The sequence below is a fragment of the Enterococcus olivae genome (genome assembly GCF_053760925.1).
This window is the reverse complement of record NZ_JBSMVT010000002.1, coordinates 68,932-90,191: the sequence shown is the minus strand read 5'-3', so window position 1 is coordinate 90,191 and position 21,260 is coordinate 68,932. Positions and strand designations below refer to the sequence as shown.

The window sequence follows — 21,260 nt, the reverse complement described above, 5'->3', positions numbered from 1 at the left end:
CAGAAAAAGAGGAGTTGCTAGACAAAATGGCACAGCAGTATTTATCTGTTACGGCATTGACGAAGTATCTAAAACGTAAATTTGATGTAGATCCTTATCTAGAGCGAGTTTTCTTGACTGGGGAGATCTCCAACTTTCGTTTGCGTCCGAATCACCAGTATTTCAGCTTGAAAGACGATCGAGCGAAAATCTCGGCGATCATGTTCAAAGGAGCGTTTGATAAGTTGACCTTTAAGCCTGAAGAGGGAATGAAGGTCATGGCTGTCGGACGTATTTCTTTGTATGAAGCGAGTGGAAATTACCAGATTTATATCGAACATATGGAGCCTGATGGGATCGGGGCTTTGTATCAAGCGTACGAACAATTAAAAGAAAAATTAGACAAAGAAGGACTATTTCGGGCGCCTAAAAAAAACTTGCCGAGATATCCAAAACGGATCGCTGTCTTGACGAGTCCCAGTGGTGCAGTCATTCGTGACATCATCACGACGGCTCGCAGACGCTATCCGATCGCACAGATCGTCTTGTTTCCAACGGTCGTTCAGGGAGACAAAGCGGCAGATGATGTGGTTCGAAATATTGCCCGTGTGGAAGCAGCTGGGGATTTTGATACAATGATCCTCGGACGTGGAGGTGGCTCAATCGAAGATCTTTGGCCTTTCAATGAGGAGCGGGTAGCACGAGCGATTTTTGACGCGCGAACGCCGGTCATCTCCTCTGTGGGGCACGAAACAGATACGACGATCGCGGACTTGGTGGCTGATGTTCGGGCAGCGACACCGACTGCTGCGGCAGAATTGGCGGTCCCTTTACTGTCGGAAGAGCTTTTGCGGATCGAAGAACGACAAACACGTTTGCAGCAGGCTTTTGTCCGTCAGTTACAGCGCAAAGATGAGCGCTATCAACGCATCCGAAATTCCTATATCTTCCGACAGCCGGAACGTTTGTATGAGGCACAATCTTTAAAGCTGGATCAACTGCAACAACGCATGATACAGCAGATGCAAACCTTGCGCTATGAAAAGGAACGAGAAGCCAATCAAATGATCCACCGTTTGGAGCAGGTAGTCCCGACGAATCGTGTCAGAGAGTCAGATCAGCAAGTCCGTTATTTATCGGAACGTTTAAACAAGCAGATCCGATTGATTTTTGATGACAAGCAACGTCAATTTCAGCAAGCGATCCAAGCTCTTGATTTACTAAGTCCGTTAAAAATCATGGGACGAGGATACAGCTATACGACGAAAGAAGCTGTCGTCAAATCGGTTCATGAATTGACGGTCGGCGATCAATTAGATATCCATTATCAAGATGGACAAGCCAAGGTAGAAGTTTTGGAGATCAAAGAAGAAGACGCCGACTAAGCAAAGTTAGTTAGCAGATTGTTTGAAAAGGAGGGATAGTATGTCAAATCCGACATTTGAAGCATCGTTACAGGAGTTGGAACAGATCGTCACTCGTTTAGAGCAAGGCGATGTCCCCTTAGAGGAGGCTCTAACTGCTTTCCAAAAAGGGATGGAATTGAGTAAGCAGTGTAAGGATACACTAGCAAAAGCAGAAACAACCTTAACAAAGATGATGACCGAAGCGAATGAAGAAGTTCTTTTTGAAGAGGAAGAAAAATGAGTAAACTAAACGATTTTCGGAAAGAAACAATCTCAAAAACAGAAGCAGTAATGCTTGATTTTATTCGTGAATCAACTAGTGATGAACAGTTGAAAGAAAGTATGCTGTATTCACTTGCGGCAGGTGGTAAAAGAATTCGACCGTTGCTGCTCGTGACAACCTTAAATGCTTTTCAAACAAAGGATGTATCTGGTGCATATCAAGCAGCAGCTGCGCTGGAAATGATTCATACCTACTCGCTGATCCATGATGATCTACCTGCGATGGACGACGATGATCTGAGACGTGGTAAGCCAACCAATCATAAGGTTTTTGGTGAAGCAACGGCTATTTTAGCAGGAGACGGTTTATTGACAGCGGCCTTTGAGTCGTTGAGCATTGCTGAGATCGATCCAGAAAAGAAAATCTCTTTGTTACAGCTTTTAACAAAGGCAGCAGGAACACAAGGGATGGTTGCGGGTCAATCAGCTGATATGCAAGCAGAAGGCAAAAAAATTCCATTGGATGAGCTAGTGAGTATCCATCAGCGCAAAACAGGTGCTTTGATTCGTTTTGCAGTAGTTGCAGGTGGAATTCTTGCCGATCAGCCACAGGAGATTCTGGCTTCTTTGGATCAGCTAGCCAAGCATTTGGGTCTGGCTTTTCAGATTCGAGATGATTTGCTGGATGTGGTTGGTACGACGGAAGAATTGGGAAAAGAAGCACATCGTGATCAACTGCTGGAAAAGAGTACCTATCCAGGTTTGCTTGGTTTAGAAGGGGCAAAAGAAGCCTTGACCAGTGAACTTCAAGCTGCCGATGATCTGCTGACGGAATTGTCTGATAAGATGAAGGATCCTTCACTTCTGGGTGAGGTACTTTCGTTATTTCGTTTATAAAAAGAAAGAGGAACAACATGAAAAAAGAACGTGTAGACGTTTTGGCCTTCCAACAAGGTCTATTTGAAACAAGAGAACAGGCCAAGCGTGGGGTGATGGCGGGTCTGGTCTATGTGGAAAAAAATAATGAACGCTTAGATAAACCAGGAGAAAAGATACCTGTTGAGACGGCTTTGAAAGTTAAGGGACAGAAGCTTCCATACGTCTCTCGTGGTGGTTTGAAATTAGAAAAAGCTTTAAAAATCTTTGAGCTTACTCTTCAGAACAAGATCGTCTTGGATATTGGTGCTTCAACTGGCGGATTTACAGATGTTGCACTGCAAAACGGTGCAGTCAGAAGTTATGCTTTAGATGTTGGCTACAATCAGCTGGCCTGGAAAATTCGTCAGGATCCCCGGGTGACCGTCATGGAGAGGACCAACTTTCGTTATTGCCAACCAACAGATTTTACTGAAGGGGTACCGGAAGCAGCAACAATCGATGTATCTTTTATCTCGTTAAAGCTGATGCTACCACCTTTGCATGCGATTTTAGCAGATAGAGGGGATGTCATGGCTCTGATCAAACCCCAATTTGAAGCAGGCAGAGAGTTTGTCGGGAAAAATGGGATCGTTCGTGACCCTAAAACGCATCAAGCGGTCCTTGAGGATATCCTACAATTTGCGATCAAAGAAAATTACGATGTGCAAAACTTGAGTTATTCTCCAATTACTGGAGGAGAGGGTAACATCGAGTTTATCGTTCATTTGCAAAAAAGTGATACACAAGGAATATCGGCAGAGACCGTTGATATTCAACAGGTAGTTGCAGAAGCTCATCAGCAGCTGGATAAATAAAAAAGAAAAGTAGTTGTATAGTGAATACTAAAAATTAGCTTTCGTGGCTCAGCTTTTAGATATCACTATATTTTTTCTGCTCTTTTTTTGATTGTAGAAAATGAGTAAAAATACGCTCTTTTTACATTGCTTTTGTTTTTAGTAAGTCCTTTCATTCTGTTGGAAAATAAGCTATGATAAGTAGGAATTCAACTAGGAGGAAAGCAAGATGAGAAAAAAAGAACGCCATCGTTTGATCACACGCTTGTTAACAGAGCATGATATTCAAAAACAAGAAGAGTTTGTTGGTTTCTTGGAACAAAAAGGTGTCTACGTCACCCAAGCAACGATCTCAAGAGACATCAAGGAATTGAAACTGATCAAAGTTCCTTCTGCATCTGGCGGCTATCGCTATGGTCTACCACTGGAATCCAGTGAGGATGTGGAAGAAAAATTAGATAAATTGTTACGAAATGCTTTTCTAACAGTGGATCAAATGGATAAATTTGTCATTCTGCGAACGCTGCCCGGAAACGCTTCGGCGATCACGAATTTGATCGAAAAACGTTACAAAGAGGAACTGTTTGGGACATTGAATGATGACGATAATATTCTAATGATCACACGAACAGAAGAGGGCAGAGAGACCTTGTTCCAAGCCTTTCAAAAATACAGTCGTTAGGAGTGAATGGTATGCTTCTGGAACTAACTATTGAGAATTTTGCAATTATTCCAAGGCTTCATCTAGCGTTTTATCAAGGAATGACGGCATTGACTGGAGAAACGGGTGCTGGTAAATCGATTATTATTGATGCGATGGGTTTATTGGCTGGTAGCCGTAGCTCCAGTGATTATATTCGTCAGGGAGCAGAAAAATGCCTGCTGGAAGGACTCTTTGAAATGCCGGATCAGCCAGGCTTTTCTCAAGTGCTGGATGAATTAGGAATTGATCATTCGGAGGATTTTTTGATTGTTCAGCGAGACATGGCGATTTCTGGAAAAAGCATCTGTCGGGTAAATGGGCGAATCGTTACACTGGCTAATTTACGACGGATCGGTATGTATTTAGTTGATATCCAGGGACAGAATGATCATCAGGAATTGTTGCAGCCGGAAAGACATCTGGCATTACTGGATGGGTTTGGTTCAGAAGAATTTAAGCAGCAGCTGACAACTTTTGAAAAAAAATACTCAGTCTTTAGACAGCTTGAAAAGCAAGTACGTAAAATTCAAGAAAACGAGCAATCCTATGTTCAACGGATCGATATGCTGAAGTTTCAGCAAGAGGAGATCGAGCAGGCAGACCTGCAGCCAAATGAAGAAGAGCTATTGATCGAAGAACGTGACAAGTTGAGTAATTTTCAAAAAATCGTAGATGCCTTGGCTAAAAGCTATGGAGTCCTTTCATCTGAATCTGAGAGTAATAGCTTAGATGGTGTTAGTGTTGCTCTTACGGAGGTACAAGGAATTGCTCATTTAGATCTTGAGTTCGAACAGATTAGTGAAAATATCCAAAGTGCTTACTATTTATTGCAGGATGCCGCCAGTGATATTTCCCGTCAGCTTGATCATTTGGAACTTGACGAAGAACGACTGGAAGAAATCATGTTGCGCTTGGAGATCATTCGTCAATTGAAACGTAAATATGGAGAGTCGATCCCCGCTATTCTAAGTTATTATGAGGAAATCTCAGAAGAACTCGCAGAAGCGACTATTACTGAGGGACAACTGGAAGAACTAGAACAGCGGCTGGAGAAACAGAGTAATGAAATTTGGCAGTTGGCTGAAAGGCTGCACAGCCATAGAAAAGAACTTGCTCGTCGTTTGGAAAAAGAGATCCTGCAGGAATTAGCAGAACTATATATGGAAAATACTCAGTTTGAAGTTCATTTTCATTCAGAGAAATCATTGAAGGAAACTGGCTTCGATCAGGTAGAATTCTATTTGACGACCAATCCGGGAGAACCGTTGAAACCATTGGTCAAAGTTGCCTCTGGTGGAGAGCTGTCAAGAATTTTGCTGGCGCTGAAGACGATCTTTTCTAAAGAACAAGGGATGACAAGCATCGTTTTTGATGAAGTGGATACCGGAGTAAGTGGTCGAGTAGCACAGGCTATTGCTGAAAAAATCGCTAAAATTGCCTATAATTCTCAAGTTTTGTGTATTACCCATCTGCCTCAAGTTGCGGCAGTCGCTGACTATCAGTACTTCATTTCCAAAGAAATCAAGCACGGACGAACAGAAACCAAAGTCGTCCAGTTGAAAAAAGAAGAGCGGATCGATGAAATTGCTCGCATGCTTTCAGGAGCCGAAATCACGAGTCTGACACTAGAACACGCGAAAGAGCTTCTGGTGACGGCAAGAAAATCAGTATGACAGAAAAAAGGTCTGAGAAATCACTCAGACCTTTTGCTATGAATATCATTGTTTCAATTTTATGAAAATGCCGCAAGTGCACTTAAAAGTGCTGTTCCAATCGTAGCAATCAACATTGTCCAAATCACGATCTTGGTGATTTTTGAAAACGTACTTGTTTTTTTCTTTTCGTTCATTTCATGTCATCCTTTTTAATTGATAGTGATAGTTTACAACCATTAAGTAAATAACTCAAGGTTTGACTACTGAAAAATATTTATTGAAAGAGATTTTCTTACAATTCTCTCAGTGAAGTGAGCAACCTTGCTGTAAGTAATCAGGAAGGTTAAGATTTTTGTTAGATCTTTACCTGAGTAGTCTAGACAAGCTTTTAACTGTTAGAATGGTAAGAAGAGGGAGGTAAAAACTTTTAAAAAACTTTCCTTAAATATAGTACAAAATTTTAAGAAAACTGAAACATCTATGTAATGAAGATACAGTATAGTAACCCTAGTTGTAAAGAAAGGATTTATTGGTATGACAACATTTTCCCCTGTTTTTTTGTTCTGGTATATTTTCCCGGTCATTGTACTTTTTGCAGCACGTCTGCTAGTATCCGTTTTTTCTTTGGATAAGCGCTTCCGTATTAAAGCACCGGATTTATCTGTCCCATTTTTACTTTATGGGATCCACCAGCTGTCAGTAGCCACATTCCCAAGCTCTATTTTCCCGTATTTTTTATTGTCTCTATTTTTATTAGGTATGGGTCTGGCATTTTTTCATGCTTATTTTTATGACGAAATCAAATACGACCGTTTTTTTAAAATGTATTGGCGCTCGGTTTTTTTACTTTCAATCGTCTTATATTTGGTGCTGATCATTTTAAATATTCTTTCTGTACTATAGCATATAGCCCTTAAAGTTTTCTTAAAAACTTTTTAAAGGATAGAATTCCCTGCAAAGTCTTTTTGGTAAGAATAAGTCAGAAAACTTCCCGCCCATTTTTGCATAAATTGTGGTAGAAAGTGGGGGATTGTGGTAGACTGTGAATATCAGGTGGTGACTGGAGGGGTTTATCGATGTTTATGGGCGAATTTCAACACTCAATCGATGCAAAAGGCCGACTCATCGTACCATCCAAACTTAGAGAAAAACTCGGAGAAAAGTTTGTGGTGACACGTGGGTTAGATGGCTGTTTATTTGGCTACCCTCTGCCAGAATGGGAAAAATTGGAAGAAAAATTGAACGAAATGCCTCTTGCAAAAAAAGATGCACGTACTTTTGTTCGCTTCTTCTATTCTGCTGCCACTGAATGTGAAATTGACAAACAGGGTCGAATCAATATCCCGGTTACTCTTAGAAATCATGCAAACTTACAAAAAAGCTGTGTGATCATTGGAGTTTCCAATCGAATTGAGATTTGGGATGAGGAACGCTGGAGTGCATTTTCGACAGAAGCTGAAGAGAATTTTGATGAGATCGCCGAAACAATGATTGATTTTGGCTTATAGAAAGAGGCAATCAAATGGTAGTGTTTCAACATTACACCGTCATGAAAAAAGAGACAGTTGATGGACTAGCCATCAAACCTAATGGTATCTATGTGGACTGTACCCTTGGTGGTGCGGGACACAGTGAATATATTTTACAGCAATTGAATAAAGAAGGTCACTTGTATGCCTTTGATCAGGATCAACATGCGATCGATTTTGCAGCCGAGAGATTGGCTCCGTATATCGAAAAAGGTCAAGTTACCTTTATTAAAAGAAACTTTCGCTATTTAAAAGAAGAATTGAATAAATTGGGTGTTACTCAAGTCGATGGTATTTTGTATGACTTGGGTGTGTCCTCACCACAGCTGGATGAAGCAGAACGTGGTTTCAGTTATCATCAGGATGCACCGCTGGATATGCGAATGGATCAAACAGCATCCTTATCGGCTTACGAGGTTGTCAATAGCTTTGAGTACCATGAGCTAGTGAAAATTTTCTTTCGTTATGGTGAAGAAAAATTTTCTAAGCAAATCGCTCGCGCAATCGAACGTATTCGTGCGGATAAACCAATTGAAACGACAGGAGAACTGGTAGAAGTCATTAAAACGGCCATTCCAGCCCCTGCTCGAAGAAAAGGCGGACATCCCGCAAAACGTGTCTTTCAGGCGATTCGTATCGCTGTGAATGATGAATTGGGTGTTGTCGAGGATTCTTTGGAACAAGCGATCGAACTGTTAAAGAAAAATGGACGTATCAGTGTGATTACCTTCCATTCTCTGGAGGATCGCATCGTTAAAAGTATGTTCAAAGAATACAGTACGATGAAGGATCTACCACCGGGACTTCCGGTTATCCCAGAAGAATTTCAACCAGAATTAAAAGTGATCACTCGCAAACCGATCCTCCCTTCTGAGCAAGAGCTGGAAGAGAACAATCGGTCCCGCAGTGCCAAGTTGCGAATCGCAGAAAAACTAAAAGAAAAGGAGTTGTAAGAATGGCAGAATTAAAAGTACATGAAATACCGTACGACATTGAAGAAGAAGCGATTCAACCCGTTGCTTCCGAACATTCTCACACTCCAGAACGTCCAGAAGTAGTGGTCGTTCCTTTGTCCCCTTCTCGTAAACTGAACCGAATCAGCAAAATGGAGAAATGGCTAACTTTAGTTTTGATCGCAGCACTGATTGGTTTAGGATTGGTCATGATCAATCTGCGTACAACGATCAGCAAGGTAGAGCAGGATATTTCTATTATTCAAGATGGAGTGACGAAAAACGAAGCAGAGATTCTTCAATTGGAACAAGAGAAAAGTGAGTTGTCTAAAAGTGAACGCATTCGTGAGATAGCCGAGGAGAAAGGCTTGACGATCACTAGTGACAATTTAAGGAAAGTGAAGAAGTAAATGCGAATGATAGAAAAAATGAAGCAGTACTTTAAAAAGAAAAATTTGTCTACAATGAACAATCGCAAAAAAGTAGGAATTATTCTCTTTGCTACGAGTATTGGATTGTTCTTTTTGTTTGCCACACGATTAAGTTATATCGTTCTTGTGGGTAAAGTAGGAAAGACTTCTTTGGAAACTAAGACACAATCATTGTATCAAGGTAGCCAAGTAGTCAAAGCGAAGCGTGGCACGATCTATGACCGTAATGGTGTTCCGATTGCTGAGGATGCAACTTCTTATTCTATGTATGCCGTGTTGGACGAATCTTATGTTAGTGGGAAAGACGAGGAAGGCAATGACATTAAATTGTATGCGGAGCCTGAAAATTTTGACGCATTAGCTGAGATTGCTTCTACTGTTTTAGATGGCAAAATTAGCAAGAAGAGAATGCTCGAGGTATTGAAGCAAGGAATAAAAAATGGAGCCTGGCAGGTAGATATTCCCAATGGCAGAAATATTACTTTGCAAGAAAGACAAGCAATCAACGATGCGATGGAAAAAGAGGGGATCACCGGGTTGTACTTTAACGAGCATCCTTCTCGAATTTATCCTAATGGAACGTTTTCTTCTCACTTGATTGGCTATGCAGATATTCAAGTCGAAGACAATCAAGAAGAGCTGAATGGCGTGATTGGTTTAGAGCAAGTCTACAATGATGTGTTGAAAGGAAAAGACGGACAAGTCATCTTTCAAAAGGACAATTACCAAAATCCACTCCCTGGGACAACCGCTGAGTTGGAACCAGCTGAGGACGGGCAGGATATCTACGTGACGCTGGACAGTCGTTTGCAAAGCTATTTGGAAACACTGATGACGGACGCTTGGGAAGAGGCTGAATCTGAAAATTTGACAGCTGTCTTGATGGAAGCGAAGACTGGAGAGATCGTAGCGATGTCTCAGCGACCAACCTTCGATCCTGAAACAAAGGAAGAATTTGGAGATGAAGACTTTACTTGGTTCAATTTGTTTGTTGAAGATCAGTATGAACCAGGTTCGACGATCAAGATCCTAACCGTAGCAAGCGCGATTGATCAAGGTGTTTTTGATCCTAATGAAACCTACGAAGGCGGTACGATCGATGTCGCGGATACGACAATCAGAGACTGGGATCGTGGGGGACGAGGAACACTGACGATGCGCCAAGCCTTGTCTTGGTCTAGCAATGTCGGCATGGTCAAATTGGAACAGCGTATGCCAGAACGTTGGCAGCGTTATTTACAGGAATTTGGTTTCGGTAGAAGTACCTACTCAGGTTTGTATGGAGAAACCAAGGGAACCTTGCCAGAAGACAACGTGGTGAGTCAAACGATGAGTGCGTTTGGTCAAGCGATTGGTGTGAGTCAATTCCAAATGCTTCAGGCCTTTACTGCAGTCTCGAATGATGGCGTAATGGTCAAGCCGCAGGTCATCAAAAAAATAGTTGATCCCACAAGCTCAGACGAAGTGGTGTCACAACCAGAAGTTGTTGGACATCCAATAACCGCAGAAAGTGCCCAAACAGTTCGTGAATATATGCGTGATACGGTTGAAGACTCCGGTTATGGAACAGCTTATGGGCAGTATGATGTACCGGGCTACCATATTGCAGCCAAAACAGGGACCGCTCAAATTTCTCAAGATGGAGGGTATCTAACGGGAGCAAGTGATTTCATTTACTCTTCTGTTACGATGCTACCAGCGGAAGATCCTAAATATGTGCTGTACGTTACGATGAAACGACCGAAAGAAGCAAATTCAACGATCATTCCAAGTATTGCCAATCCGCTTTTGAAGCGAGCAATGGATCTTTATGATGTAGACTTGGTGGAAGATAGTGGAGTGGCCACTACTGAAAAGGTTGTTGTTCAAGATTATCGTAATCTTGAAACAGATGCTGCTGCACAAGATGTACAGAGAAGTGGATTGACACCGATTGTAATCGGTGATGGTGCAAAAGTAACCAAACAATCAATAAAAAATGGACAGCGATTGCTGCCCTCAGAAAAACTAATTCTTTTGACGGATAGTCAAAATCGCTATATGCCTGATACAACAGGCTGGTCAAAAGCCGACTTGATCAAATTTGGCGAGCTACTAGAGGTGGACGTCAAGTTTGAAGGCGAGGGCTTTTGTGTAGAACAGAGTCTAGCACCTTATGACCTGTTGACAGGAGAAGAATTGACCTTTACTTTGAAAGAAAATTAATCTAGGAGAGAACAAACATGGAATGGACACATATGATCTTACCGATCGCCAGCAGTTTTGCGGTGACGGTAGCTACGATGCCACGATTTATTGCTTATTTTCAAATGAAAAAATACGGACAAGAAATTCGTGAGGACGGACCTAAGTGGCACAATATAAAAGCTGGCACACCGACAATGGGTGGAGTAGTTTTCTTAGTTGCGTCGATCATTACCGCACTTTGGGTAGGCGTATGGCAAAACGAATTGACACCGTCTTTGTTCATTCTATTGTTTATCTTAGGCTTGTATGGTGCATTGGGATTTTTAGATGATTTCATCAAGATTTTCAAAAAAAGAAATATGGGCTTAAATTCTAAGCAAAAATTGATCGGCCAGATCATTGGCGGAATTGTCTTCTATATTGTCTTTTTAATAGAAGGAAATCAAAATGTGTTGAATATTTTTGGCTTTGATCTACATTTGTCTTACGTGTATGGTATTTTCGCTGTGTTTTGGCTAGTAGGCTTTTCCAACGCAGTCAATTTGACAGATGGTATCGATGGCCTCGTCTCTGGTTTAGGGACGATCTCTTTTGCTACTTATGCAGTGATTGCATGGCATCAACAACAGTATGATGTATTGATCTTATGTCTAAGTATTATTGGGGGTTTGGTAGGTTTCTTCCTTTACAACCATAAACCTGCTAAGATTTTTATGGGAGATGTGGGTTCCCTGGCTTTAGGTGGTGTATTGGCAGCGATCTCTATGCTATTGCATCAAGAATGGACACTTCTATTGATTGGTCTTGTTTATGTGATTGAGACTGCGAGTGTGATTTTGCAAGTTGCCTCTTTCAAATTAACTGGTAAAAGAATTTTCAAGATGTCCCCGATCCATCATCATTTTGAAATGAGTGGTTGGACTGAATGGAAAATAGATGGTGTTTTTTGGCTAGTGGCTTTACTCTGCTCCGCCCTGACATTATTGATTTATTTTCTCTAAAATTTTCGATAGACTATGAGAATTTGAGAGATCAATCCGCGGGAGATGAAGAAAATGAAAAAAATAACTGCATATAAAAACAAAAAAATTCTAGTCCTAGGGCTAGCCAAAAGCGGATTTAGTGCGGCCAAATTGTTACATAATTTGGGCGCACTTGTTACCGTTAATGATGGAAAACCTTTTGAGGAAAATCCAGAAGCTCAGGATTTACTGGCACTAGGTATCAAAGTAGTGACAGGAAGCCATCCAATCGAATTACTGGATGAAGAGTTCTCTTTGATGGTCAAAAATCCTGGAATCCCTTATTCACAACCATTGGTTCAAAAAGCCATAGAAAAAAAGATTCCTGTATTGACTGAAGTAGAATTGGCTTATCAAATTTCAGAGGCACCGATCATTGGGATCACAGGAACCAATGGGAAAACCACGACAACGACGATGATTGAGCAGGTTTTGAATACCGGCTTGTCTAAGGGAACTGCTCGTTTGTCGGGAAATATTGGTTTTCCTGCCAGTTCAGTTGTGCAAAAAGCATCTTCTGAGGATTGTTTGGTCATGGAGCTGTCTAGTTTTCAGTTGATGGGAACAGAAAACTTCCATCCGAAAATCGCTGTGATTACCAATCTTTATGAAGCTCATTTAGATTATCATGGCAGTCGCGAGGAGTATGTTGCAGCAAAGTGGAACATTCAAAATAAGATGACTGCAGAAGATCATATGGTACTCAACTGGAATCAACAGGAAATCCAAGAACTAGCGAAAACAACTAAAGCAACAGTTGTACCTTTCTCTACCAATGAAAAAGTAGACGGTGCCTATTTATTTGAGGAAGCTCTTTACTTTAAAGACGAAAAAATCATGTTGGCGAAGGAGCTTGGCGTTCCTGGAAAGCACAATATCGAGAATGCGTTGGCGGCAATCGCTGTGGCTAAACTATGGGGAATAGACAATCAGTCGATCGCAGAAGCACTGCGTATTTTCTCAGGAGTGCCTCATAGAACCCAATACGTTGGCAAGGTGAACGATGTTGTTTTCTTCAATGACTCCAAGGCAACCAATATTTTAGCAACAGAAATGGCCCTGGGTGGTTTTGATCATGAACGGTTGATCCTGCTGGCTGGTGGTCTGGATCGTGGCAATGCCTTTGATGAGTTGATTCCTTCACTAAAAGACATCAAGGCCGTCGTATTATTTGGTGAAACAAAATACAAATTAAAAGAAGCAGCGAAGCAGGCCGGTATTTCTGAGATATATTTGACAGAAAACGTGGAAACAGCTGTGCCGATCGCTTTTGAAATGAGCGAAAAAGGAGATACGATCCTCTTGTCGCCGGCAAACGCTAGCTGGGATCAGTATCCGAACTTTGAAGTTCGGGGAGAACGCTATATTGCTGCTGTGGAATCATTAAAAAATTAAAAGAGTGAGGAATGCGACATGAAAGTATTAGTCACTGGTGGAGGAACAGGAGGACATATTTATCCTGCGCTTGCCTTTGTAAACTATGTGAAAGAAAAAGAACCGAATTCAAGTTTTTTATATGTAGGAGCAACAAGAGGTTTGGAGAATAAAATTCTTCCTAAAACCGATATTCCTTTTAAAACTTTAGAAATCCAGGGCTTTAAACGCAGTTTGTCTTTGGACAATTTTAAAACGATCCAATTGTTTCTTAAAAGTATCCGTGAAGCAAAAAAAATTCTAGCTGAGTTCCAACCGGATATTGTTATTGGAACAGGAGGCTATGTTTCTGGTGCGGTGGTCTATGCTGCAGCCAAAATGAAGATCCCAACGATCGTCCATGAGCAAAACAGTGTTCCAGGTGTGACGAACAAGTTTTTAGCTCGTTACGTGGATAAGGTCGGAATTGCTTTTGAGGATGCTCGAAAGTATTTTCCGAAAAATAAAACGGCTTTAGTGGGAAATCCTCGTGCACAGGAAGTTGGGGAGTTGACGAAGTCAGAAATTTTGAAAGAATACAATCTTGATCCAAATAAGAAAACAGTCCTTGTTTTTGGTGGCAGTCAAGGAGCAATGAAAATCAATCAGGCAGTTGTAGCAGCAATTCCTAAGTTTGCTGAGAAAAACTATCAGCTTTTGTATGCTTCAGGAGAGCGCTACTATCAGGAGATCGAGGAATCGATTGGCATGTCAAAGGATGCTTTTTCCAATATCAGTATCCATCCATATATTGATCGAATGACGGAGGTCATGGCCAACTGTGAATTATTAATTGGTCGAGCTGGAGCGACTTCGATTGCTGAATTTACTGGACTAGGACTGCCAGCAATCTTGATCCCAAGTCCCTACGTCACCAACGATCATCAAACGAAAAATGCGATGAGTTTAGTACACGCTGGTGCGGTGAAAATGATTGCCGACAGTGACTTGACCGAGGAAAATCTGGTGGTTGCAGTAGATACGATTATGAACGACGAAGTATTGAGAAATCAAATGGCAGAGGCGTCGAAATCACAAGGAATCACAGATGCTTCAGAACGACTGTATCAGCTAGTCAAAACATTGATCTAGTGAGAAGCAATAAAAGGAGGCGATTAGTATCAGTAAAAAAGAAGAGCCACAGGGTACAGAAAAAGGCATTGATGAAGTAAATCTGACTCCCTGGCAAAAAGAACATATGCGTTATTTAGAGGAAACTGGGAAGCAAGAGACTGAAGAAGAGCTATTTGAACCAGAAGAGATCGAAGAACCAGAGACTGAAGAAGTCTCAGATCAAGAACTGGAAAAAACAGTCGAAGAAGAAAGAGTTTCCTTCATTAATCGTCTCCCGAAAATCAAAGCTTATCGCAACAAGAAAATGTTTCGACGTTTGATTCTGTTGCTGATGCTCTTTTTGGTTCCATTATTGGCGACGATCTACTACATCTCACCTTTAAGCAGGCTTTCCGCTATTACTGTGAAAGGAAACCAAAAAGTTTCGGCAGAATTGATTATTGAAGGCTCTGAACTTCAAGTACATGAAGAAATCTGGAAGCAATACTTTGATCGTGAAGTAGCCATAGACAAAATCCAGACAGCATCTCCAAGAATCAAAAACGCCAACATCACGATTAGCCAGTTCAATCAACTGCAGATCGATGTTCAGGAATTTGAAGAAATCGCAGTGCTAGTCAGGGGACAGGAATACTTACCAATCTTAGAGAATGGCAGTATCCTTGAAGAACCACAGTCGGATGCAGGACAAGACAAGCTGATTTTTGAAGGATTCTCTGACGAAGAAAAAATCTTGCAAACTTTGAATGCTTACCAGACATTGGAAAAAGAAATCCAAGAAGGTATTTCACAAGTCAAGTATGCACCCGACAGCAACAATGATCAGTTGCTGAACTTGTATATGAATGATGGTAATCAAGTAATCGTCAATATTTCTAATATGGCGAGCCAAATGAGATACTATCCGCAAGTAGCCAGAGAAATGGATGATAAAGGGATCATAGACATGGAAGTTGGGATTTTTGCTTACCCATATCCCGATTCGGAAGCAACAGAGGAAGAAAGTAACGAAACAGATTTAAATTTTTAATATAATTGTCATATTATTTTTACTAACTGCTTTCTTAAATGGGCTAAACTATGGTAAAATTGGTAGCAGTGAATAAATGATTTAATAGATAATTAAATACGAGCATTTATTGTTCGGGATATATGGAAATAAGTAGGAGGGAACCCCATCCATGGCAAAAACGGGAATGTATGTTGGTCTAGATATTGGCACAACATCTGTTAAAGTTGTTGTAGCTGAATATGTGGAAGGCCAGATGAACATTATTGGTGTAGGAAACGCAAAATCAGAAGGAATTAATCGTGGAATCGTTGTTGATATTGACAAAACTGTGGCTGCTATTCAGAGAGCAGTTCGGCAGGCAGAAGAAAAAGCAGGTATTCAAATCCGCAATGTGAGTGTGGGTGTACCGGCAAATCTGTTAGAAGTTGAAAATTGTCAAGGAATGATTGCTGTAAGCAGTCAATCAAAAGAAATCACCAATGAAGACGTCCGCAATGTAGCATCAGCTGCATTGGTTCGCTCGATTCCACCTGAAAGACAAATCATTACGGTTTTACCTCAGGAATTTACTGTCGATGGATTTGAAGGTATCAAAGATCCTCGTGGAATGATCGGTGTTCGTTTAGAAATGATCGGTGTTGTCTTCACTGGTCCGAAAACCATCATTCATAATATTCGTAAATGTGTGGAAAAAGCCGGTCTGACATTGAATGAAATGGTGATTACACCACTAGCTTTGACAGAAACGATCCTTTCTGACGGTGAAAAAGATTTTGGTACGACTGTCATCGACATTGGCGGTGGACAAACAACAGTTGCGGTCATGCATGACAAGCAATTGAAGTTCACTCATGTCAATCAAGAAGGCGGTGAGTTTGTGACGAAGGATATTTCAACAGTATTGAACACATCCTTCAATAACGCAGAAGCCTTGAAGATTAATTACGGCGATGCTTATCCTGGAAGAACATCTGCTAGTGAAGAATTTCCTGTAGATGTTATTGGAAAATCAGAACCTGTAAAAATCGATGAGCGTTATCTTTCAGAAGTCATCGAGGCTCGTATGGAACAAATCTTCACAAAAGCAAAAGATGTATTGGATGATATCGAAGCATTGGCTTTACCTGGCGGTATCGTCTTGACGGGTGGAGCAGCAAGTCTTCCGGGTGTCGTAGATTTGGCACAAGAAGTCTTTGGTGTGAATGTTAAATTGCATGTTCCAAATCAAATGGGACTTCGCAATCCAGTATTTACGAATGTTATTAGTATTGTTGATTACTCAGCAAATCTAAATGAAGTTTATCAAATGGCTAAAATCGCTGTAACTGGCGAAAGTCCAGTTGTTGATCAGCCAGTTGCTATTCAACAAGAGACAGCCTATGAACAACCTCAATATGAAGCAACAGAAGACGTTTATCATGAACCTGAAACAGAACAATCAGGTGAAGGTTTGACGAATAAAATGAAGAATTTCTTTTCTAACATTTTCGATTAATAAGTTCAGGAGGAAGATAAATTATGGAATTTTCAATTGATAATACGATCAATGACGGCGCAGTGATCAAAGTCATCGGTGTCGGCGGCGGCGGCGGAAACGCAGTTAACCGTATGATCGAAGAAAACGTAAAAGGTGTTGAGTTTATCGCTGTCAACACAGACGTGCAAGCATTAAAAAATTCAAAAGCTGAAACTGTTATCCAATTAGGCCCTAAATATACGCGCGGACTTGGCGCAGGTTCTCAACCAGAAGTTGGTCAAAAAGCCGCAGAAGAAAGTGAAGAATTTATTCGCGAATCTCTTCAAGGTGCTGACATGGTGTTCATTACTGCCGGAATGGGAGGAGGAACAGGAACAGGTGCTGCACCAATCGTCGCAAGTATTGCCAAAGAACTTGGCGCTTTGACAGTAGGCGTAGTAACACGTCCATTTACCTTTGAAGGTCCTAAACGCGGACGTTTTGCCGCAGAAGGAATCGCTAAATTAAAAGAGAATGTCGATACATTATTGATTATTTCAAATAACCGTTTGTTAGAAGTCGTTGACAAGAAAACACCTATGCTGGAAGCCTTCCGTGAAGCAGACAATGTTTTACGTCAAGGGGTACAAGGGATCTCTGATTTAATCACAGCACCAGGCTATGTCAATCTGGATTTCGCAGACGTGAAAACAGTCATGGAAAACCAAGGAACAGCCTTGATGGGTATCGGTGTTGCTAGCGGTGAAGAACGTGTGATCGAAGCAACGAAGAAAGCAATCTCTTCTCCATTGCTAGAAACATCTATCGATGGAGCAGAACAAGTCTTACTAAATATCACGGGTGGTCTGGATATGACCTTGTTTGAAGCGCAAGATGCTTCTGACATCGTGGCAAGTGCATCAGCTGGGGATGTGAATATCATTCTTGGTACTTCAATCAATGAAGAACTAGGTGATGAGATTCGAGTAACTGTGATCGCCACAGGTATCGACCCTTCAAAGCGTGAGCAACGTCCATCTCGTGCAAGACAAAGTCAAGTACAGCAGTCGGCACCTCAAAAACCAGTTTTTGAAATGGACCAGGCTAAACCTGCACAACAGGAAGATACGACATTTGGCGACTGGGATATTCGTAAAGAACAAAGCGTACGCCCAAAAGTAGAAGAAACACAATTTGAATCGATTGAAAAAAAAGAATTTGATACTTTCAATCGTGAAGAGCCGAAATCAAATGACGACGAGTTGAATACACCACCATTTTTCCGTCGTAAAAGATAGGGAGGAAGAGCACATGATTTCTGACAACTTGCAGGAGATTAGGCAAGAGATGCAGGATTCCTGTGCTCTTGTTTCTCGTCAGCTTGATGGAGTGACCCTTGTCGCTGTAACGAAGACTGTCGATCTTGAAACAACAATCGAACTAGTCAATGAAGGTGTGGACCATCTAGCTGAAAATCGTGTGGACAAGTTTTTAGAGAAAAAAGAAAAAATGACTGATTTTTCTAATGTTTCATGGCATTTTATTGGCAATTTGCAGCGTAGAAAGGTAAAATCAGTTATAAATGAGATTGATTTTTTTCATGCCTTAGACAGTATAAAACTTGCACATGAGATTCAAAAAAGAGCTGAAAAAGTGATTCGTTGTTTTGTAGAAGTAAATGTTTCTGGAGAAGAAAGCAAGCATGGAATTTCTCCAGAAGATTTGGAAGATTTTGTTACTCAGACAGCAGAGTTGGATAAGTTATCCATTGTCGGTTTGATGACGATGGCACCTTTTGATTCTACTGCGGAAGAACAACATCGATTCTTTTCAAAATTAAAACAATTACAAGAAAACATACAACAGAAAAATTTGAGTCATGCACCATGTTCAGAAACAAGTATGGGAATGTCCAATGATTTTTCAGTCGCTATTCAAGAAGGTGCCACTTTTGTGAGAGTCGGGACAGCATTATTCAAAGGATAAAGGAGGTTATTCCATGTCATTTTTAGCAAAGGTATCCACTTTTTTTGGTCTGGAAGACGAAGAGTACATGGAAGAGGAGCAGTTACCTCCTCAACAGGTTGTACGCCAACAACCAACCAGTTCTGTAAAACCAAAAAATACATTTAAACCAAGAGCAACACAACCAACAGCAAGACAAACACAGACAGTTAATCAACCAACAGTTGACCAAAGATCTGCACAGAAACAAGCGGTCTCAGAACAGCCAACTAAACAGCAGCAGGTTTTTGAGCGACCACAGCAGTCTGTTCAAAATGAAAAGAAAGTTGTTTCCATGCGACAAATACCGACGAAACAACCAAAACAAACCGCTTCAAGCAATGCGAATCCGGGTAAGATACTGATTATTGAACCACGAGTTTATTCAGAAGCCATGAATATTGCAAAGCATGTGATGGGTGGAGAATCGGTACTTGTTAATTTTCGTTTAATTGAAGAGTATCAGGCACGTAGGATCGTTGATTTTCTGACCGGAACAGTGTACGCTGAAGATGGTGATATCAAACGAGTGGCAGATGAGATCTTCCTTTGCACACCGAAGGGTATAGAAATTGACGGCACCGCGCAATCACTAGTTGATAGCAATATGTTTGATATTTAGAGGAGGAAAAAGTTATTTTTATCTATAATTTGATCAATCTTTTGGCTAATATAGTCTATCTTTATACTATTGCTCTTGTGATCTATGCGCTTTTGTCTTGGTTCCCAGGAGGCTACCAGTCTTCGATCGGCAAATTTTTAGCTAAGATTTGTGAACCTTATTTGAGTCTGTTTGATCATTTGAATCTTTCAATTGGTCCAATGAATTTTAATATCGCATTTGCAGTGATTGTGTTGCAATTAGCTTCACGAGCATTATTTAGTATCATTTCAGCAATTTTTTGATGAGTAAAGGAGGGGTGAGAGTCGATGAACGCAAATGTCTATCAGCATTTTCGATCCGATGAACGCCCTTTTATTGATACCGTTGAAGATTGGATCGAGCAAGTGACGATGCAATATGCACCATTGCTAACAGAATTTTTAGATCCAAGGCAAGCCTATATCGTAGAGACACTTGTTCGACAAAACACAGATTTGAAGTTCAAATTTTTTGGAGGCTATGAAGCCGCTGAGCGAACGAGGTGCCTTATTTTTCCTGATTACTATGAACCAGAACAAGACGAGTTTGATCTGGTTTTATACGAGATCAACTATCCTAAAAAGTTCACGTCTTTGAGTCATGGCAAGATTTTAGGAACGCTGATCGGTTCAGGTGTAAAACGGGAAATGTTCGGAGATATTATCTCAGACGGTGAAAACTGGCAGGTTTTTGTGGCAAAGGAAGTTCATTCCTTTGTACAGCTTCAGGTAACAAAAATGGGCAATGTCAGTGTTCGCTTGGAAGAACAGGATTATACCAAAATTTTAGTACCTAAAGATGGCTGGTCAGAAGAAAGAACAACTGTCAGCTCGTTAAGATTAGACACCGTGATTTCCAGTGTATTCAATATTTCTCGTCAACGTTCTAAACAATTGATCGAGGCAGGGAAAATAAAAGTGAACTGGACGGAAACAGTACGACCAGATTTTCTTTTGGATTTGTTAGACATTGTTTCGATTCGAGGCTTTGGACGCTTACAGATTCAAGGAATAGAAGGAACGACAAAAAAAGAAAAAGTGCGTTTGTTATTAGGTGTTTTACGTAAATAATTAAAAGAGGTGTAAAAAGATGGCATTGACTCCATTAGATATTCAAAATAAAAGTTTCCCGGTAAAAATGAGAGGGTACGAAAAAGACGAAGTAGATGATTTTTTAGATTTAGTTGTTAGAGATTATGAAGATGCAGTCCAAAAAAATCGCGAGCTTGAAAAAGCCTTACGTCATGCAGAAGAAAAACTGGAATATTTCAATGAATTGAAAGATGCGTTGAACCAGTCAATCATTGTGGCACAAGATACAGCAGACAAAGTGAAAACAAGTGCTAGCAAAGAATCAGAGGTTATCGTGACTTCTGCGCAAAACAAAGCCGATGAACTGGTGGCGAATGCAGAAAAACGTGCCTACGAGTTGACGACGACTGCTGAAGCAAAAGCTAAAGAAATTTTGGAAGAAGCAACAAACAATGCTCGTCAGCTAGCAACAGAAACCAATGATTTGAAGAAGAAAACAAGAGTCTTCCACAACAACTTGAGTGTCATGCTACAAGCACAATTGGAGCAAGTCAAGAGTCCTGAATGGGAAGAGATCTTAGCACCATTCTCAAGCTATGTTCAAGATAGTCACGAAGTCATTCGCGAAGTTCTGTCTAAAGAGCTTGACAATGAAAATACATCTGAAGTAAACTCAGAGGAAGCAGATATCTCAATTGTTGAAGCAGATCAAAAAGTCGTTGAAGTATCTGAAAAAGAATAAATAAAAAACAACAGGTAGAACAGAAAAGCAAATGGTATTTTTCAAGCGAATCGGGGAGAGTGGAAGCCCGAAAAAACCCTGCGATT

General features: G+C 40.8%; 23 protein-coding genes. 22 read left to right on the top strand and 1 reads right to left on the bottom strand.

Features of this window, described 5'->3' with window-relative positions:
- The first annotated feature begins 26 nt into the window (after positions 1-26).
- The 6 genes from xseA (at position 27) to recN (ending at position 5,695) form a co-directional block, all read left to right on the top strand.
- Positions 27-1,364: an exodeoxyribonuclease VII large subunit gene (gene xseA / locus ACWODM_RS02595; RefSeq protein WP_455319810.1), complete on the top strand. Its 1,338-nt coding sequence runs from the start codon at positions 27-29 to the stop codon at positions 1,362-1,364.
- A gap of 40 nt (positions 1,365-1,404) precedes the next feature.
- Entirely contained in the window at positions 1,405-1,626 is a 222-nt protein-coding gene (locus ACWODM_RS02590) for an exodeoxyribonuclease VII small subunit (RefSeq protein WP_455319809.1), read from the top strand.
- A complete protein-coding gene (locus tag ACWODM_RS02585; protein WP_455319808.1) occupies positions 1,623-2,504 on the top strand; it encodes a polyprenyl synthetase family protein in 882 nt (293 codons plus the stop codon). The genes ACWODM_RS02590 and ACWODM_RS02585 overlap by 4 nt, the downstream gene beginning before the upstream one ends.
- A gap of 17 nt (positions 2,505-2,521) precedes the next feature.
- On the top strand, positions 2,522-3,340 hold the full coding sequence (locus ACWODM_RS02580) for a TlyA family RNA methyltransferase (protein ID WP_455319807.1): 819 nt from the start codon (positions 2,522-2,524) through the stop codon (positions 3,338-3,340).
- A gap of 208 nt (positions 3,341-3,548) precedes the next feature.
- A complete protein-coding gene (locus ACWODM_RS02575) occupies positions 3,549-4,001 on the top strand; it encodes an arginine repressor (protein WP_455319806.1) in 453 nt (150 codons plus the stop codon).
- A gap of 11 nt (positions 4,002-4,012) precedes the next feature.
- Complete coding sequence (gene recN / locus ACWODM_RS02570) at positions 4,013-5,695, top strand: DNA repair protein RecN (RefSeq protein WP_455319805.1); 1,683 nt, start codon at positions 4,013-4,015, stop codon at positions 5,693-5,695.
- Between the two features lie 59 nt (positions 5,696-5,754).
- Here recN and ACWODM_RS02565 read toward each other — a convergent pair whose 3' ends face one another.
- On the bottom strand, positions 5,755-5,871 hold the full coding sequence (locus tag ACWODM_RS02565; protein ID WP_455319804.1) for a DUF4044 domain-containing protein: 117 nt from the start codon (positions 5,869-5,871) through the stop codon (positions 5,755-5,757).
- A gap of 340 nt (positions 5,872-6,211) precedes the next feature.
- On the opposite strand from ACWODM_RS02565, the gene ACWODM_RS02560 reads away from it, so the two are divergent.
- The 16 genes from ACWODM_RS02560 to ACWODM_RS02485 all read left to right on the top strand — a co-directional run bounded on the left by ACWODM_RS02560 (position 6,212) and on the right by ACWODM_RS02485 (position 21,174).
- Entirely contained in the window at positions 6,212-6,580 is a 369-nt protein-coding gene (locus ACWODM_RS02560) for a DUF3397 domain-containing protein (RefSeq protein ID WP_455319803.1), read from the top strand.
- A 173-nt stretch (positions 6,581-6,753) separates the two neighbouring features.
- Complete coding sequence (mraZ, locus tag ACWODM_RS02555) at positions 6,754-7,185, top strand: division/cell wall cluster transcriptional repressor MraZ (RefSeq protein WP_455319802.1); 432 nt, start codon at positions 6,754-6,756, stop codon at positions 7,183-7,185.
- A 14-nt stretch (positions 7,186-7,199) separates the two neighbouring features.
- Positions 7,200-8,159, top strand: coding sequence for a 16S rRNA (cytosine(1402)-N(4))-methyltransferase RsmH (gene rsmH / locus ACWODM_RS02550; RefSeq protein ID WP_455319801.1), 960 nt, complete (start codon positions 7,200-7,202; stop codon positions 8,157-8,159).
- A 2-nt stretch (positions 8,160-8,161) separates the two neighbouring features.
- A complete protein-coding gene (gene ftsL / locus ACWODM_RS02545; protein WP_455319800.1) occupies positions 8,162-8,569 on the top strand; it encodes a cell division protein FtsL in 408 nt (135 codons plus the stop codon).
- The gene (locus tag ACWODM_RS02540; protein WP_455319799.1) at positions 8,570-10,795 is read left to right on the top strand and encodes a penicillin-binding transpeptidase domain-containing protein; all 2,226 of its coding nucleotides are present in this window, start codon (positions 8,570-8,572) and stop codon (positions 10,793-10,795) included.
- A gap of 17 nt (positions 10,796-10,812) precedes the next feature.
- Entirely contained in the window at positions 10,813-11,778 is a 966-nt protein-coding gene (gene mraY / locus ACWODM_RS02535) for a phospho-N-acetylmuramoyl-pentapeptide-transferase (RefSeq protein ID WP_455319798.1), read from the top strand.
- Positions 11,779-11,832: 54 nt separating this feature from the next.
- Complete coding sequence (gene murD / locus ACWODM_RS02530; RefSeq protein WP_455319797.1) at positions 11,833-13,194, top strand: UDP-N-acetylmuramoyl-L-alanine--D-glutamate ligase; 1,362 nt, start codon at positions 11,833-11,835, stop codon at positions 13,192-13,194.
- Between the two features lie 18 nt (positions 13,195-13,212).
- Complete coding sequence (murG, locus tag ACWODM_RS02525) at positions 13,213-14,304, top strand: undecaprenyldiphospho-muramoylpentapeptide beta-N-acetylglucosaminyltransferase (protein WP_455319796.1); 1,092 nt, start codon at positions 13,213-13,215, stop codon at positions 14,302-14,304.
- A gap of 106 nt (positions 14,305-14,410) precedes the next feature.
- Positions 14,411-15,316 (top strand): cell division protein FtsQ/DivIB, encoded by a 906-nt coding sequence (locus ACWODM_RS02520; RefSeq protein WP_455319795.1) that lies wholly within the window; start codon positions 14,411-14,413, stop codon positions 15,314-15,316.
- A 151-nt stretch (positions 15,317-15,467) separates the two neighbouring features.
- A complete protein-coding gene (gene ftsA, locus ACWODM_RS02515; RefSeq protein WP_455319794.1) occupies positions 15,468-16,793 on the top strand; it encodes a cell division protein FtsA in 1,326 nt (441 codons plus the stop codon).
- A 23-nt stretch (positions 16,794-16,816) separates the two neighbouring features.
- Positions 16,817-18,052, top strand: a complete 1,236-nt coding sequence (gene ftsZ / locus ACWODM_RS02510; RefSeq protein WP_455319793.1) for a cell division protein FtsZ — start codon at positions 16,817-16,819, stop codon at positions 18,050-18,052.
- 13 nt (positions 18,053-18,065) lie between these two features.
- Positions 18,066-18,740 carry a YggS family pyridoxal phosphate-dependent enzyme gene (locus ACWODM_RS02505; RefSeq protein WP_455319792.1) on the top strand — a complete coding sequence of 225 codons (675 nt, stop codon included), beginning with the start codon at positions 18,066-18,068 and terminating at the stop codon, positions 18,738-18,740.
- Between the two features lie 13 nt (positions 18,741-18,753).
- Positions 18,754-19,380: a cell division protein SepF gene (gene sepF, locus ACWODM_RS02500; protein WP_455319791.1), complete on the top strand. Its 627-nt coding sequence runs from the start codon at positions 18,754-18,756 to the stop codon at positions 19,378-19,380.
- A gap of 32 nt (positions 19,381-19,412) precedes the next feature.
- Complete coding sequence (locus ACWODM_RS02495) at positions 19,413-19,664, top strand: YggT family protein (protein ID WP_455319961.1); 252 nt, start codon at positions 19,413-19,415, stop codon at positions 19,662-19,664.
- Between the two features lie 24 nt (positions 19,665-19,688).
- The gene (locus tag ACWODM_RS02490) at positions 19,689-20,471 is read left to right on the top strand and encodes a YlmH family RNA-binding protein (protein WP_455319790.1); all 783 of its coding nucleotides are present in this window, start codon (positions 19,689-19,691) and stop codon (positions 20,469-20,471) included.
- A gap of 19 nt (positions 20,472-20,490) precedes the next feature.
- On the top strand, positions 20,491-21,174 hold the full coding sequence (locus ACWODM_RS02485; protein ID WP_455319789.1) for a DivIVA domain-containing protein: 684 nt from the start codon (positions 20,491-20,493) through the stop codon (positions 21,172-21,174).
- Positions 21,175-21,260: the final 86 nt, after the last annotated feature.